Here is a 15,410-nt window from a genome sequence, read left to right as displayed (position 1 = left end):
ATGAAATTTTCATCACCAATAAAAATTGGCATTAGCGCGTGTTTGGCTGGAGACAAAGTACGATTTGATTCAGGCCACAAGCGTTCAAACTTTTGTATGGATGAATTCGCCGAACATGTTGAGTATGTGCGCTTTTGCCCGGAAGTTGCGATAGGCATGCCAATTCCAAGACCAACCATCAGACAGACCCGTGTAGGCGACATTATCAAAGTTAGTCGCCCCGACGGTAAAGAAGATGTCGCACCTAAACTTAAGGAGTTTGGTGAAAAGGTTGCAACCTCACAAACACAAAGCCTTTCCGGTTTTGTGTTTTGCGCCAAAAGCCCAAGCTGCGGAATGGAGCGTGTTAAGGTTTATAACGAAGCAGGAACTGGTAATACATCTGAAGGTATTGGCATTTTTGCTGAGCAAATTATAAAACACAATCCGCTTTTACCTTGCGAGGAAAATGGCAGATTGAATGACATGCATCTCAGAGAAAACTTCGTAATGCGGGTATTTGTTTATAAAAGCTGGCAGGAACTAACTCAATCGGAAAACATCGGTCTACACGAGCTGACGAATTTTCACGCTAAGCACAAATATCTGTTGATGAGCCATAATTACCAAGCCTATAAAGATCTAGGGCGTCTACTCGGTGATGGCAAACAATTTGATAGAGAGACGCTGAAACATAAATACATCAGTGGTTTGATGTCGGCACTGAGCAAGCCTGCCAATCGCAAAAATCAAGCAAACACGTTAACGCATCTACAGGGATATTTTAAGAACGAGCTTTCCAGTATCGAGAAGCAAGAGATGTGCAGTGCAATAGATCAATATCGCAAAGGTATTGTACCTTTATATGTACCGTTGACTTTGCTCAAGCATCATCTCACCGTGCATCCTAAAGCGTATTTGCAAAGCCAAGTGTACTTTGACCCATACCCCAACGAACTGCGTTTAAGATTCGGAATTTAATAATGAAAACAGCTTTTTGGTTTCGCCGTGATCTCAGGGTTTACGGCAACGAGGCTTTGATTGAAGCCGTGAATGAGGGCGCACGCGATGCGCTCTTTTTTTATTGCAAGCCACAGTGGCAGTCACACAACGTAGCCAGTATTCAGCTCGACCTACTTGAGCGCAGATTAATTGAGCTTGGCAGTCAGCTTAGTGAATTTGGCATTAGGCTACATATCATTGAAGCGAGCACATTCGCTGAGCTGCCGGCGCAGCTTCAAGTTGTTTGTGACGATAAAGGCATTGATTGCTTATATGCAAATAAAGAATATGAAGTAAATGAAGTGGCGCGCGATGAAGCGTGTGAAACTGTGATCACGTTAAAATTATTCGATGGCGATCTCATTGCCAAACCAGGCTCTGTGCTTACGGGCTCCGGTGAGATGTTCAAGGTGTTTACCCCCTTTAAAAAAGCATGGTTAAAACGTTTTGTGGGGCAGCAATTTCACTTCACTAGCTGGCCATTGGACAAACAACATGAAGCAAACTTCAAAAAGCCAACTTTTTTCGAGATGACCAATGGATCTGAAAAGTGGCCAGTGGATGATAATGCCGTTGTCACGATTGTAAATCGTTTTATTAAGGACAAACTAGCAGACTACCAAGATGACCGTGATTTCCCTGCAATCAAAGGAACTTCGGGGCTCAGCCCATATTTGGCATTAGGCATTGTGTCACCCAAGCAGCTCATCGCACAGATCCAACTTCATCACCCTGAAGTGCTTGAAAACCCAAGTAAGCCGGAGTTTTGTTGGGTGAACGAACTCATTTGGCGTGAGTTTTATCGCCATCTTATCGTCGCTTTCCCGCGTTTATGTAAAGGTTTTAATTTTAATGATAAATATAACGCGGTTAGGTGGCGTGACGACAGCCAAGCGTTTGAGCTCTGGTGTAATGGTCAAACTGGCTACCCGATTGTCGATGCGGCAATGCGTCAGCTCAATAAAACTGGCTGGATGCACAATCGGCTACGCATGATTGTTGCCAGCTTTTTAACCAAACACTTGCTCATCGACTGGCGAAAAGGTGAAGCTTATTTTATGTCAAAGTTAATAGATGGCGACCTTGCCAGTAATAATGGTGGCTGGCAGTGGGCTGCAAGTACGGGGTGTGACGCCCAGCCTTATTTCCGTATTTTTAATCCCATCACGCAGAGCGAAAAGTTTGATCCCGATGGTTCCTTTATTCGTACATATGTGCCTGAATTAAAAAATGTTCCAGCAAAGCATATTCATTTTCCCCATGACTATTTAGCGGCATTTGGCGGAAAGGATGACTATGTAGAGCCGCTGGTTGATCATAAAGAAGCAAGGGCAAGAGCACTTGACGCATTTAAGGTTTAAATAGGTATGGATCACAGAACGCAGCGATTCGTGGCAATTTATAATGAAATAGACAAATACTGTCTCGGTAAATTGGCTTCAATTTACACTGAGGACATCAGTTTCGTAGATCCTTTACATAAAATTCAAGGACTTGATGCGCTAACGAGTTATTTTCAAGGGTTATATGAAAATGTCTCTGAAATCGAATTTCTTGTTACGAACGCCTATCAAGTTGATGACGTCAGCTTTATCTACTGGACTATGTCCTACCAACATCCCAAGTTAAACGGCGGTAAGCTTATAGAAGTCGATGGTCATAGCCGCTTGAGTTTTATTGGCGAAAAAGTGGCGCAACATCGGGATTACTTTGACAGTGCGCAAATGCTGTATCGCCAAGTTCCACTACTCGGTGGTGTTATTCGGCTTTTAGATAAAAGGATCACGGCATGAGCAACATCTTAATTACTGGCGCAACATCAGGGATAGGTAAAGGTCTTACGGAATTTTATGCAAAACAGTCACATCAAGTAACTGCTTGTGGCCGCAACCAAAAAGTGTTAGACGAATTAGAAAGCAGCGTAGGTGCAAAGAGCAAAGCATTTGATTTAACAAACCGCGAAGAGATAGAAGATAACTTCAAAGATATTGACGGCTTGGATCTTGTGATCCTCAACGCAGGTGGTTGTGAGTATATCGATAATCCCAACCAATTTGACGGCCATTTGTTTGAGCGAGTAATGCATATCAACGTCATCTCAATCGGCCACTGCCTAGACGTTTTACTGCCAAAAATGAAATCAGGCGGGCAACTTTGCATCGTAAGTTCCAGCAGTGCATTTTTACCTTTGCCTCGCGCCGAAGCGTACGGTGCGTCGAAAGCGGCTGTCAGCTATTTAGCTCGCACTCTAACAGCAACATTAAAAGACATTGATGTGACCTTAGTTCACCCAGGATTTGTAGAAACGCCGTTGACAGATAAAAACGACTTTCCGATGCCATTTATTGTAAGTGTCGATGAGGCCGTGAGTTACATTAGCAAAGGAATAGAAAAGCGCAGCAAGGAAATACATTTCCCAAAAAGATTTACTCTATTTTTAAAACTTCTCAGGTTACTGCCGTTTTCGTTGTGGTTACCTCTCGCAAAAAGGATAGCCCGTGGCTAAGATTGCAATAATTGGAAGCGGTATTTCAGGTATGACCGCAGCATACCTGTTAAGTCGTCAATATGACGTGAAAGTCTTTGAAAAAAATGATTATATTGGCGGACATACGGCAACTATTGATGTTGAATACCAAGGTGAAAAGCTCGCGGTTGATACCGGCTTTATCGTATTTAACGACAGAACCTATCCAAAGTTTGAAAAATTGCTAGCTGAAATTGGTGTTAGTCGCCAAGAGACTGAAATGAGCTTTAGTGTTTACAACAGTCAATCGAAGTTTGAATACAATGGCCATTCACTTCGCACGTTATTTGCACAAAAGCGTAACCTATTGAGACCAACCTTTTGGCGATTGCTAAAGGATATTGTGCGCTTTAACGGTCTTTGTAAGTCATTGTATGAAAAAGACGACTATCGAGGTGTTGAAACGCTTGGCAAACTGCTACAGCAACACCAATTTAATGCGTTTTTTAAGCTGCACTACATCTTGCCGATGGGCGCCGCTATTTGGTCAACCAGTATCAAAGAAATGCTCGATTTTGAAGCCAAGTTCTTTGTCCAGTTTTTCTTCAATCATGGGCTCTTGGACATCACAAATCGCCCTCAATGGTATGTTATCCCAGGTGGTTCCAGGGAATACATTCAACCATTAGTAGCAGAATTTAAAGACAATATTGTGCTTAATGCCGACATCGAGACAGTGGTTCGTGATGAGTCTGGTGTGACCATCGTCTTCAAAGATGGCGGTAATGAGTACTTCGATAAAGTCGTCTTTGCATGTCATAGCGATCAGGCATTAGCATTACTAAATACCCCATCGAGTGATGAACAAGCGATACTTGGTGCGATACCTTATACTGCGAACTCTGTAGTGCTGCACACTGACACCCGTTTATTGCCAAAACGTCCGCTGGCGTGGGCCAGTTGGAACTATTTGTTAAACGAAGCGACGGACAAAGCCGCTGTCGTCACCTATCAAATGAACATACTGCAAGGGTTTGACGCTAAACATCAATACTGTGTCACGTTAAATCACGATGAAGGGATAGCTGAAGACAAAGTGATCCGTCGCTTTGTTTATCATCATCCGGTTTTCAATACCACCAGCATTGCGGCCCAAAAACGTAAAGCCGATATTGATGGTAAACACCATAGTTATTTTTGTGGTGCGTACTGGTTCAACGGCTTTCATGAAGATGGGGTGAAAAGTGCGGTAGATGTGGCCGAGCAATTGGGTATCTCATTTTGAATAGTGCAATACTGGTTGGTAAAGTTCGGCATCGGCGATTCGCTCATGCCGGGCATGCTTTCTCTTACCCCATGTATATGATGTGGCTAGATTTAAGTGAGCTCGACGCACTCAATAGTATTTCGTCAAAGCTTGGTACATCCGGCTTAAAACTGCTTAAATTCAATCAAGCTGACTATATCCTCGCAGAAGGCGAAAGCTTGGTTGAGCGCGCACGTGCTAAGTCAAATGCGCTAGGCAAACCCGTTTCATCACAAACCAAAGTATATTTAATGGCGCAAATACGCTGTTTAGGCTTTTACTTCAGTCCGGTTAATTTCTACTTTTTTGAAGACGAGAAGGGGGCTGGTTTTAGCCATATGCTCGCAGAAGTCAGTAACACGCCTTGGAATGAGCGTCATTTTTATTTAGTTGAATTAAATAAAGAAGTGAACTTTAAAAAGCAATTTCACGTATCACCTTTTATGAATTTGGATATGCACTACCATTGGAAAGTGAAGCCACCCGGTAGCAATACGCTAATCCATATTGAAAACAGAAAAGGTGACGAATTGCTATTTGATGCCACGATGACGCTCAAAAAGCAGGAGCTCAATGAAGCAAATATTAATCAATTGCTTAAGCAGTTTCCTGCAATGACATGGAGCATAGCTAAAGGCATCTACTGGCAAGCGTTGAAGTTATTTTTAAAAAAAGTGCCTTTTGTTGGGCACCCCGGAAGAGTATAAGATGGAAAATACCACGACAATATCCTCATCAATTTCGCCTTCTACATTCGACAGATTGTATAAAAAGCTCGTCTTTGGCGCGTTGAGCACCTTAGAAACCGGAAAAGTGGTACTTGTCGAAGGCGACCAAAAATACTGTTTTGGTGAGTCAGAAACAAGCCTAAGCGTTGATATTCAAGTTCATTCAGCGCAAATGTATAAGCTATTTGCACTTGGCGGCAGTGTCGGAGCGGGTGAATCATACATTCTTGGTCACTGGAGTTGTTCGGATTTAACCAAACTGATTGAGATCTTCGTCCTAAACCAAGCTCAGCTGGATGCCTTTGAAAATAAGTTTGCATTTTTCTCCGGCATTGCGAATAAGATAAAGCACCTTAAAAATAAAAACTCAAAACAAGGCTCAAAGCGTAACATTGTCGCCCACTACGACCTTGGTAACGACCTGTATGAATCATTTTTAAGTGAAGAAATGCTGTACTCTAGCGCAGTGTATCCCTCAAAGGAGGCATCGCTTGAAGAAGCGCAGCAACATAAATTAGCCGCAATCTGTGAGCGCTTGGATCTTCAGGCAACAGACAAAGTTGTTGAGATTGGCACCGGGTGGGGCGCATTTGCGGTTTACGCTGCTAAAAACTACGGCTGCCATATAACCACGACAACTATTTCTGAAGAGCAGCATGCCTACGTAAAAGCACTGATTGAAAAAGAAGGGCTGCAGCAGCACATCACACTACTAAAACAAGATTATCGCGAATTGGACGGCCAATACGACAAGCTGGTGTCTATCGAAATGATTGAGGCAGTTGGACACGCCTATTTATCGGGCTTTTTTGCCAAATGCAATGACTTGCTAAAACCGACAGGCGCGATGCTGATTCAGGCCATTACCATCGCCTGCCAGCGTTATCAACATTACCTCAAGCAATCGGATTTCATTCAGCAGTACATTTTTCCTGGCGGTTGCCTTCCTTCCGTGAGTGAAATGAGCAAACAAATCCTAAATTCCACCGATATGGTTGTCCACGAACTCCATGATATCGGTCTGCACTATGCTAGAACGCTAAACGACTGGCGTGTTCGGTTTGAAAAAGCATGGCCTTCACTTGATAGTAAACGTTTCGATGAACGCTTTTATCGCCTTTGGCAATTCTATTTATGCTACTGCGAAGGGGCGTTTAAACAAAGAGCAACCAGTGCCGTGCATTTAGTCGCCAGAAAACCAAGATACCAGTCAAATGTCTGTACTCAAACATTGGATTACTAACGCGCTACTCTTCCAAAGTATTTGGTTTGCTGCATTATTTTTTCAAGCAGACGCGCTTTGGTTGATGTTGGTTGGTTGTCTCGTCATGCTCGCAGGACACCAAAATAAACGCCTCAATTTGGTGCTTTCACTCATAGGTTCCGCCATAGGAATGAGCATTGAATTAATTGCGGTCAAAACGCAGCTCCTCAGTTACCAAGGTAGTGAATTACTTCCGCTTTGGCTTTGGGTTTTGTGGATAGCATTGGTGCTGACAATAAATAATGCACTTTCCAAACTATTAACGCTCAAAGCGCCGATATTATTAGTGGTATTTTTGGTCTGCGCGCCACCTAGCTATCTTGGCGCAGCTAACTTTGATGTAGTTTCTATCTCAACACCTTGGTACATTTTTTGGCCAGCATTTGGCGCACTGTGGAGTGTGGGGTTCTACCTGATAGTGAGTTTTAATCGCATTTTATGGGGTACAAAGCTTGCGCAGTTGCCAGCAAATTGATAGCGTTTGATTACAAACCCACAGGATCCGGGGCGAAACGCAATAAAATAATAAATATTTCGTCGAATTTCGCAATTTTGGGGTTGCACATAAACGCAAAATGCATAAACATAGGTTTTGCTTAGGCAAATTATAAAGTTATAGGAATCTAATAATGAATAAAGCTCAACTAGTTGAAAAGATGGCGGCAGACGCAGAGATTTCAAAAGCAGCGGCAACCCGTGCTTTAGAAGCGTTTACTGGCGCAGTAACTAACACACTAAAAGATGGCGGTTCTGTTGCTTTAGTTGGTTTTGGCACATTCTCAGTAAAAGAGCGCGCTGCGCGTACTGGTCGTAACCCACAAACTGGCGCTGAAATCCAAATCCCAGCTGCGAACATTCCTTCGTTCAAAGCAGGTAAAGGCCTAAAAGACCAAGTAAATCCTTAATCCACTCGCTGGACAAGAAAAACCTCCCAAGTTGGAGGTTTTTTTATGCCTCTCATATTCATTATAATTGATAGCGCTATCTTGAATTTGCTACTATCGCCCCAATCTCGTGTTTTTATCTAATAAGTTGTTTAATCAGTTTTCATGAAGCGTTTTAACCTTTTCGCCGTTATGTCATTACTCATGTTGTTATGGGTAGCTGCTGCGTGCGCGACAGGAACGCCTGATACTCACTTATCCCATACTCCCGATACGCACAGCACAAGGTTCGAAAACATCACCCAAAAGGGCCTCGCTGACGCCAATCAGTTACCCAGTAAACCAAGTCCTGCGAGTCCAATAAAGCTCAGTGGTGAAACCACGCATCACGAAAAGGGCTTATTGCCGGAACGTGAGCGTACTAGCCACCCTAGTTATTTTCTGCATCCTAAACAACAAGCCGAATATGCGCTTGTATTTGAGCTTGCAGCAGAAAAATATATACCGGCCTCAGTCTATGACATCAATAGACCTAAGCCCGTGCCTTGGTACATGTGTGATACTCGACCAAATAATGGCTTTATCGACAACTGTAAGCCGGCAAACTTAACCTTCAAAGGCAGTCTCAACTTCGCCTCTTAATCATTATCGACTACCAATAAAGCACCCAAATAGTAGTTTTTGATACCAGCACCTAACGTCTGTATGACCAGTATTCGTTAGCAAATCGGTATCGCTCAGATAGATAATGAGAAAAATATGAAAGATATAAATTCGCCAACGAGGCCATCAACCCCTCGTGGAGCCACCGCGCGTGTAAAACGCTTTTTTACTGCGCTTATTGTGTTCTTGTTGATCCTTTGTGCACTACCAAACTTGTATCCCAATAAGAATTTGATTCAAATTCAAACAAGTAGTAACGAGGTTGTGTCTCTGTCGCTGCCTGAGCTTAAATCTCAGCTAGAAGGAGAGGGATTCAAAGTCAAGCAAATCGAGTCTCATCAAGGTGGCTATTTAGTTGAACTTGAAAACCGCACGCTAACCGCCGAAGCGCGTGCTTATATGGCTGAGTCTCACTCAAAGCTAAGTGTTAAGGTTGTTAGTGCTTCAACGATGCCACAGTGGTTAGAAAGCACTGGACTCAAACCTATCAAGCTAGGACTCGACTTGGACGGCGGTGTGTTGTTCGTGCTCAAGGTTGACACAGAACAAGCAGCGAAAAATAAACTGCAGTCACTCGCAGACGAAGCCAATAGCCTACGGATCAAAAATCGTTATCGTAACCTATCTATTCCTCAAGTTATCAGTGGTGAGCAGGTTGAGGTCATAGCGAAAGCGCAAGGGCAAAATGAACTCGTTGCGCTTACTGCGACACTGCGCGAACTCTACCCACAATTTACCAGTACAACTCATAAACAAGGCAGTTTAACGAAAGTGAATTTCCGTTTTGCCGAAGCGAAAAAAGCAGAGTTCGATAAGCAGTTAATGACCCAAGCGCTGTCTACTTTACGTTCGCGTATTGAGGAACTTGGGATCACAGAAGCGGTTACGCAACGTCAAGGCACTAATTATATACGAATTGAACTACCTGGCGTGCAAGACCCAGAACAAGCCAAGCGTATTATCGGCGCAACAGCAAAGCTTTCATTTCATGCATTACAAGAAATGGGAGGTCAAAAATTAAAGGATAAATCTGGCGCTTTGGTTTCAGTCGACCCAGTTGCCATTTTTGGCGGGGATGAAATAGAGTCCGCAACAGCAGGAAGAGACGAATACGGAAAGCCTTTAGTGCAACTATTCTTATCTTCTCAAGGCGGTGAAAAGATAAACCGATTTTCTAGAAACAATGTTGGTAAGCCAATGGCTACTGTATTCAGCGAATATTACGCGGATCCAAAAGGAGAGATTAAGCGCAAAACGGAAGTGATTTCAGTAGCCACTATTCAACAAGTATTAAATACCCGATTCAGTATTACCAATATGCAGTCAATGGAACGTGCGCAGGAATTAGCATTATTGTTGCGGGCGGGTTCTCTTGACGCCCCAATCACCATTGTGAAAGAGCAAACCATTGGTCCTTCATTAGGCGAAAAGAATATTGAAAGCGGCTTTAAAGCTTTGGCGTTAGGGCTAAGCCTAACTTTGCTGTTTATGGCAGTATGGTATCGCAAGCTAGGCGCAGTGGCCATTACCTCATTACTGGTAAACTTAGTTTGCCTGATTGGATTAATGTCGCTGCTTCCTGGTGTTGTGCTTACCTTACCCGGCATTGCGGGCCTAGTTTTGACTATCGGTATGGCGGTCGACACCAATGTGATTATTTTTGAGCGAGTTCGCGAATTAAGGCGTAAAGGCATTGCGATGGTTACTGCATTAAAGCAAGGTTATCAACAAGCCATGTCGAGTATTATCGATGCTAACTTAACCACAATGATAACTGCTCTTATCCTACTTGGTATCGGTTATGGACCAGTAAAAGGGTTCGCGATCACTTTGGCGCTGGGCATAGTAACCAGTATTTTCGCCGGTGTGGTCGTCTCCGGTATGTTATCAGAATCTCTTTATTCAAAATCACGTAAAGGTGCAAAGTAAAATGACGAGTAAAACGCAAAAGGCTAGATTCGTCGGGCTAATTTCTGGATTGTTACTTGTCCTTGCAAGTCTCATAGCCATCACCCAAAAAGGCATTGTATTAGGCCAAGACTTTACCGGCGGTTACGTTACGGTTATCGACTTACCCAAACAACAGAGCCAAACAGAAATGCAAAACAAGCTAGCTGATCTTGGTGTTCAAGATGCGCGAATCTCTCTACAAAACGATGGTAGCTGGCGAGTTTTCCAAACCCCTCAGTCCACCGATGAAACACACGTCAAACAGTGGATAGAAGGACTTGAAACACAATGGCAAGCAAGCGTATTAGACGCCAGTTATCTTGGTGCGCAGGTGGGTAATGAGTTAATCGAACAAGGTGGCCTTGCAGGTATATTCGCATTACTTAGTGTATTGATTTACTTGGCGTTTAGATTTGAGTGGCGCTTAGCTGTCTCCGCAAGTATCGCGCTTTTTCATGATGTGATTGTGACGCTAGGTTTGTTTGCAATAACGCAAGTAGAGTTTGACTTAACCGTGCTTGCAGCGCTGCTGGCGATTATTGGTTACTCACTCAACGATTCGATTGTGATTGGTGACAGAGTTAGAGAGCTTTTGTTCGAAGAGCAGTGGAAAACCAGTCCCGTGGGCAATACCATAGACCAAGCGATAAAGGATTCAATGAGCCGCACGCTGATCACCTCTTTGACAACGCTCACAACGGTGTTGGCAATATGGTGGTTAGGCGGTGCAGGACTTAATAGTTTTGCCATGGCGTTGTGTTGTGGCATTCTCATTGGTACTTTGTCTTCCTTGGCTATTAGCGCAACTTTACCGCAGTTTTTAGGCTTGTCGTTTAACAACTACCTAAAAGAAGAATCTGAGGCAGCGAAACAGCAACTCGCTGAGCCATAAGCGTAATATGCGATTTAGGTTAAAAAAGTAGCAATTGCTCTTTTTTAACCTTGTCGTGCTGATGTATAATCCGCACTTCGAAAGGAGCCGGATAAGGATTAATGTCAAAATATAGTTATCAAACTCGGTGCGGGAAAGTAACCCTCTGGGCCGAGCAAAATATCCTCTTTGCCTGTTTCGAAGGAAATATTAATGAGTCTATGATCCATTATTTTTCTAGGGCATTAGAGCAATGTCGAACTGAGATTCATTCTTCGACATGGGGTTACGTAAGTTATTCCGAAAAGGCCATAGCTGCGACACCAGAAGCCTATAAGTTACTGGTAAACACAGCGAAGCGCTGTTTGCAGTTAGGCTGTGTTAGTGCTGCGTATGTGTTGAAGTCGGCAATTGCGAAAAGCCAGATTGAAAAAATGCGCAAAGAAATTGGCATGCCAGAGCCATTAGATCAAGTTTTATTTGCTGATGTAAGCGCTGCCATTGAGTTTGTAAAAAGTACTTTAGCTACACCTGAAAAGTTGTCGGTATAAGACATCCTAATTCTATATAAGTGACGTTGCCTATTGGGACGAGCATTTATAATCAGTTTGATTGCGCCTTCACTGTTAAGGTTTCATTGGGCCGCATCTCGCAACGTGCGATGATGCGGTTGTTTTTATCTTCTTCCTGTCTAAGCAACATACCTTCGTCATTTTTTGTCCACCACACAAACCCATCACCTTGATATTTTGCACCGCTGGCTGAACGAGCAATCTTCATCTTAACCACTTGTTCGTTAAAATGGACAGTTGCCTTATCACTGTCGTTGTAGTCAACCTTTATCACCGAATCATTATCACATTGATAGCGGCTAAGTGTTTCACTAAGCTCAACTTTACGATTTGAGATGTCCTCGCTACACGCACTGAGAACAGTGGTAATTAAAGCGGCAAAGGCAATTTGAGATTTCATAAACAGACTCCGGCGAGAAAAAGACGGTATCTGATAATTTAGCGTAAGCGGATGAAGTTAAGGTGAATAGTGTGGTTACAAGGCAATAAAAAGCAGCATAAAAAAGGCCCAACGGGCCTTTAAACATGATTACAAGTTATTAATCCTTTACTGGAATGGTATTGGGGGGACTCTGCGCTTCACGTATTTTTGGCGTGTATAATCGCTTCGTCATCGCCATAAAGAAAATAGGCGTAAACAATAGACCAAATAAAGTAACCCCTATCATTCCTGAGAATACTGCAATCCCCATGGTTTCGCGCATTTCAGCACCCGCACCAGTTGCAAGTACCAGAGGTACAACCCCTGCGGTAAAGGCAATTGACGTCATCAAAATAGGACGTAAACGTAGTTTACATGCCTCAATAATTGACTCTAAATTAGTCTTGCCTTGCTCGTACTCTTCTTTTGCAAATTCCACCATTAGGATTGCGTTTTTACACGCTAAAGCAACCAAAACGATAAGAGCAATCTGGGTAAAGATATTATTATCACCACCTGTTAGCCACACCCCAACCAATGCTGACAGTATGGTCATTGGCACAATGAGGATGATTGCAAATGGTAGCTTTAGGCTTTCGTATTGCGATGCCAAAACCATAAATACCAAGAGTACAACCAGTGGGAAGATATACACCATCACATTACCCGCGAGGATCTGCTGATAGGTGACTTCAGTCCACTCAAATGCCATGCCTTCGCTAAGCGTTTCGTTTAGCACTGCTTCAATTGCCATTTGCGCTTGATCCGAAGAATATCCGGGCGCAGGGCTGCCATTTAACTCGGCAGTAGGATACCCGTTATAGTGCATAACACGATCAGGCCCCGTTGTCGGCGTGACTTTGAGTACCGCGCCAAGTGGCACCATTTGACCGTAGTTGTTTCTTACTTTGTAAGACAGAATCTGTGCAGGATCTGAGCGAAAATTAGCGTCAGCCTGAGCGGTAACCTGATAAGTGCGACCAAATAAGTTAAAGTCATTGACGTACATTGAACCTAAATAGATCTGTAATGCATTAAACACTTCCTCGAGCGGTACGCCTTGCACCATTGCTTGCTCACGGTCGATATCAATGTCCATTTGTGGTACTTGGATCCTAAAGCTTGAGTACAGTCCCATTAGCTCCGGTTGCTGCCGTGCTTTTGCGATCACGGCTTGTAAGTCAGAGAATAGCTTCTCAAAGCCAAGGTTTGCTCTATCTTCAATTTGCAGTTTAAAACCACCTGTGGTGCCTAATCCTTGTATTGGTGGCGGTGGGAAAACCGCGACAAACGCTTCATCTATGATGGCAAACTTCTGATTAAGCTGCGCAGCGATTGACGACGCATACAACTCTGGTGACGTACGATTTTCAAATTTATCTAGGGCAACAAATACAATCCCGCTATTTGGGCTGTTTGTAAAACCATTTACTGAAAGCCCAGGGAAAGACACGGAATGTAAAACACCTGGAGTCTGAAGCGCAATTTGTTCCATCTCACGTACAACGGCTTCTGTTCTATCCAAACTCGCAGCGTCTGGCAGTTGGGCAATCGCAACAAGATACTGTTTGTCCTGCTGCGGAATAAAGCCGCCAGGGATGGTGCTAAACAACTTAGTAGTAGCAAAAATTAACCCTAAATAAACCACTAAAACAATGGTGCTCAGTCTAATAAGTTTTTTTACCAGTCCGACATAGCCGTGAGCTGCCTTATCAAAAAAGCGATTAAACGGTTTGAATAGCCACTGACCAAACAATTTATCTAACACTACTGTGAGTTTGTCTGGTTTAGCACCGTGCGGCTTTAATAGTAGTGCAGCTAGCGCTGGTGATAATGTTAATGAGTTAAATGCCGAGATCAGCGTCGAAATTGTGATCGTGAGGGCAAACTGTTTGTAAAACTGGCCTGACAAGCCGGTAATAAAAGCAGTTGGAATAAACACCGCACAAAGCACCAATGCAATCGCTATAATAGGGCCTGTCACCTCTGACATCGCTTGTTTAGTGGCCTCGAAGGGCGCAAGGCCGTTTTCAATATTACGCTCAACGTTTTCAACCACGACGATGGCATCATCAACCACGATACCGATTGCGAGTACCAAACCAAACAACGACAACGTATTGATAGAAACACCAAGCCACTGCATTGCAGCAAAGGTACCAACTAACGATACAGGCACCGCTACCAGCGGAATAATCGAAGCGCGCCATGTTTGCAAGAATAAGATAACGACTAATACCACAAGTACAATGGCTTCTAATAATGTCGAAATTACCGCATCGATTGAGCCGCGAACAAAGATTGTCGGATCGTAAACGATATCGTATTCAACCCCTTCAGGAAAACGTGTTGATAACTCTTTCATGGTTTCACGCACCTGATCCGACAGCTCTATCGCATTAGAACCAGGACGCTGGAAAATCGGCATTGCCACCGCTTCATTTCCATCTAGCAAAGCTCTTAACGCGTAGTTATCTTGTCCAAGCTCAACTCGGCCAATGTCTTTGAGTCTAGTGATCGCGCCATCGCTCGATACGCTAACAATAATATTGTCAAATTCACTGGTATCTGCCAAACGCCCTTTAACGTTTAACAGAATTTGGAATTGATTTTCATTGGTTGTGGGTTGAGCACCCAAAGAGCCAGCTGCTACTTGGCGGTTTTGTTGTTGGATTGCTCGGACCACATCACTTGCGGTTAAGTTTCTTTCAGCCAATTGCTCGGGGTTTAGCCATATCCGCAACGCGTATTTACCGCCGCCAAATAGTTTTACATCACCAACTCCCGGCAAGCGCGCTATCTGATCTTTGACATAAATATCGGCATAGTTTGAGAGGTAGCTTGTATCATGCGAGCCACTTGGCGATACCAAATGCACCACCATAGTGAGATCTGGTGACGCCTTCTCAGCCACAACCCCTAAACGTTGTACTTCTTGCGGTAACCTTGGAATAGCGCTATTTACACGGTTTTGTACTTGAACTTGGGCACGGTCCAAGTCAGTACCAAGCGCAAAAGTCACGGTAAGCGTTAAGCGACCATCACTGGTTGCTTGAGAAAACATATACAGCATGTTCTCAACACCATTAATTTCTTGCTCAAGCGGCGTTGCAACGGTTTCAGCAATGACTTTTGGGTTTGCACCGGGATAGGTTGCAGATACCACAACCGTCGGCGGTACCACCTCTGGATACTCACTCACGGGAAGCTGAAAAAGGGAAATGGCCCCTGCGATTAATATCACAAGCGACATCATCGCCGCAAAAATAGGGCGCTTAATGAAAAAATGGGAAAATTTCATTA

The 15,410-nt window shown here is 43.7% G+C and carries 14 protein-coding genes and 1 pseudogene; 13 read left to right on the top strand and 2 right to left on the bottom strand.

Features of this window, described 5'->3' with window-relative positions; translation table 11 throughout:
* The 13 genes from CTT31_RS20915 to CTT31_RS20855 all read left to right on the top strand — a co-directional run bounded on the left by CTT31_RS20915 (position 1) and on the right by CTT31_RS20855 (position 11,665).
* Positions 1-960 carry a YbgA family protein gene (locus CTT31_RS20915; RefSeq protein ID WP_260492440.1) on the top strand — a complete coding sequence of 320 codons (960 nt, stop codon included), beginning with the start codon at positions 1-3 and terminating at the stop codon, positions 958-960.
* Positions 961-962: 2 nt separating this feature from the next.
* Entirely contained in the window at positions 963-2,342 is a 1,380-nt protein-coding gene (phrB, locus tag CTT31_RS20910; protein ID WP_260492439.1) for a deoxyribodipyrimidine photo-lyase, read from the top strand.
* Between the two features lie 6 nt (positions 2,343-2,348).
* Positions 2,349-2,774 carry a nuclear transport factor 2 family protein gene (locus CTT31_RS20905; protein WP_039495225.1) on the top strand — a complete coding sequence of 142 codons (426 nt, stop codon included), beginning with the start codon at positions 2,349-2,351 and terminating at the stop codon, positions 2,772-2,774.
* On the top strand, positions 2,771-3,487 hold the full coding sequence (locus CTT31_RS20900; protein ID WP_260492438.1) for an SDR family NAD(P)-dependent oxidoreductase: 717 nt from the start codon (positions 2,771-2,773) through the stop codon (positions 3,485-3,487). The genes CTT31_RS20905 and CTT31_RS20900 overlap by 4 nt, the downstream gene beginning before the upstream one ends.
* Positions 3,480-4,733 carry an NAD(P)/FAD-dependent oxidoreductase gene (locus CTT31_RS20895; protein ID WP_260492437.1) on the top strand — a complete coding sequence of 418 codons (1,254 nt, stop codon included), beginning with the start codon at positions 3,480-3,482 and terminating at the stop codon, positions 4,731-4,733. The genes CTT31_RS20900 and CTT31_RS20895 overlap by 8 nt, the downstream gene beginning before the upstream one ends.
* A complete protein-coding gene (locus CTT31_RS20890) occupies positions 4,730-5,461 on the top strand; it encodes a DUF1365 domain-containing protein (RefSeq protein ID WP_260492436.1) in 732 nt (243 codons plus the stop codon). The genes CTT31_RS20895 and CTT31_RS20890 overlap by 4 nt, the downstream gene beginning before the upstream one ends.
* Position 5,462: 1 nt before the next feature.
* Positions 5,463-6,725, top strand: coding sequence for an SAM-dependent methyltransferase (locus tag CTT31_RS20885; protein ID WP_211857021.1), 1,263 nt, complete (start codon positions 5,463-5,465; stop codon positions 6,723-6,725).
* Positions 6,697-7,221 (top strand): DUF2878 domain-containing protein, encoded by a 525-nt coding sequence (locus CTT31_RS20880; RefSeq protein WP_260492435.1) that lies wholly within the window; start codon positions 6,697-6,699, stop codon positions 7,219-7,221. Before CTT31_RS20885 ends, CTT31_RS20880 begins: the two co-directional genes overlap by 29 nt.
* A gap of 154 nt (positions 7,222-7,375) precedes the next feature.
* The gene (locus CTT31_RS20875) at positions 7,376-7,651 is read left to right on the top strand and encodes an HU family DNA-binding protein (protein ID WP_010377204.1); all 276 of its coding nucleotides are present in this window, start codon (positions 7,376-7,378) and stop codon (positions 7,649-7,651) included.
* Positions 7,652-7,795: 144 nt separating this feature from the next.
* Positions 7,796-8,272 carry a hypothetical protein gene (locus tag CTT31_RS20870; protein WP_260492434.1) on the top strand — a complete coding sequence of 159 codons (477 nt, stop codon included), beginning with the start codon at positions 7,796-7,798 and terminating at the stop codon, positions 8,270-8,272.
* 117 nt (positions 8,273-8,389) lie between these two features.
* Positions 8,390-10,222 (top strand): protein translocase subunit SecD, encoded by a 1,833-nt coding sequence (secD, locus tag CTT31_RS20865; RefSeq protein ID WP_260492433.1) that lies wholly within the window; start codon positions 8,390-8,392, stop codon positions 10,220-10,222.
* A 1-nt stretch (position 10,223) separates the two neighbouring features.
* Positions 10,224-11,135 carry a protein translocase subunit SecF gene (secF, locus tag CTT31_RS20860; RefSeq protein WP_211857027.1) on the top strand — a complete coding sequence of 304 codons (912 nt, stop codon included), beginning with the start codon at positions 10,224-10,226 and terminating at the stop codon, positions 11,133-11,135.
* Between the two features lie 200 nt (positions 11,136-11,335).
* Complete coding sequence (locus CTT31_RS20855; RefSeq protein ID WP_260492432.1) at positions 11,336-11,665, top strand: hypothetical protein; 330 nt, start codon at positions 11,336-11,338, stop codon at positions 11,663-11,665.
* 52 nt (positions 11,666-11,717) lie between these two features.
* Here the strand turns inward: CTT31_RS20855 and CTT31_RS20850 are convergent, their stop codons facing one another.
* Positions 11,718-12,086: an MliC family protein gene (locus CTT31_RS20850; RefSeq protein WP_211857031.1), complete on the bottom strand. Its 369-nt coding sequence runs from the start codon at positions 12,084-12,086 to the stop codon at positions 11,718-11,720.
* A gap of 147 nt (positions 12,087-12,233) precedes the next feature.
* Positions 12,234-15,408: pseudogene (locus tag CTT31_RS20845) on the bottom strand (efflux RND transporter permease subunit).
* Positions 15,409-15,410: the final 2 nt, after the last annotated feature.

Origin of the sequence: Pseudoalteromonas maricaloris (genome assembly GCF_024746855.1) — a bacterium.
GTDB classification, from domain to species: domain Bacteria; phylum Pseudomonadota; class Gammaproteobacteria; order Enterobacterales; family Alteromonadaceae; genus Pseudoalteromonas; species Pseudoalteromonas maricaloris.
Note: the sequence above shows the minus strand (reverse complement) of the source record. Positions and strands in the feature narration are given on the sequence as shown.

What these genes read in the sequence shown, in the direction of transcription:
- CTT31_RS20915 (WP_260492440.1), top strand. Translation starts at nt 1, where the DNA reads ATGAAATTTTCATCACCAATAAAAATTGGCATTAGCGCGTGTTTGGCT.
- phrB (WP_260492439.1), top strand. Translation starts at nt 963, where the DNA reads ATGAAAACAGCTTTTTGGTTTCGCCGTGATCTCAGGGTTTACGGCAAC.
- CTT31_RS20905 (WP_039495225.1), top strand. Translation starts at nt 2,349, where the DNA reads ATGGATCACAGAACGCAGCGATTCGTGGCAATTTATAATGAAATAGAC.
- CTT31_RS20900 (WP_260492438.1), top strand. Translation starts at nt 2,771, where the DNA reads ATGAGCAACATCTTAATTACTGGCGCAACATCAGGGATAGGTAAAGGT.
- CTT31_RS20885 (WP_211857021.1), top strand. Translation starts at nt 5,463, where the DNA reads ATGGAAAATACCACGACAATATCCTCATCAATTTCGCCTTCTACATTC.
- CTT31_RS20880 (WP_260492435.1), top strand. Translation starts at nt 6,697, where the DNA reads ATGTCTGTACTCAAACATTGGATTACTAACGCGCTACTCTTCCAAAGT.
- CTT31_RS20875 (WP_010377204.1), top strand. Translation starts at nt 7,376, where the DNA reads ATGAATAAAGCTCAACTAGTTGAAAAGATGGCGGCAGACGCAGAGATT.
- CTT31_RS20870 (WP_260492434.1), top strand. Translation starts at nt 7,796, where the DNA reads ATGAAGCGTTTTAACCTTTTCGCCGTTATGTCATTACTCATGTTGTTA.
- secD (WP_260492433.1), top strand. Translation starts at nt 8,390, where the DNA reads ATGAAAGATATAAATTCGCCAACGAGGCCATCAACCCCTCGTGGAGCC.
- secF (WP_211857027.1), top strand. Translation starts at nt 10,224, where the DNA reads ATGACGAGTAAAACGCAAAAGGCTAGATTCGTCGGGCTAATTTCTGGA.
- CTT31_RS20855 (WP_260492432.1), top strand. Translation starts at nt 11,336, where the DNA reads ATGATCCATTATTTTTCTAGGGCATTAGAGCAATGTCGAACTGAGATT.
- CTT31_RS20850 (WP_211857031.1), bottom strand. Translation starts at nt 12,086, where the DNA reads ATGAAATCTCAAATTGCCTTTGCCGCTTTAATTACCACTGTTCTCAGT.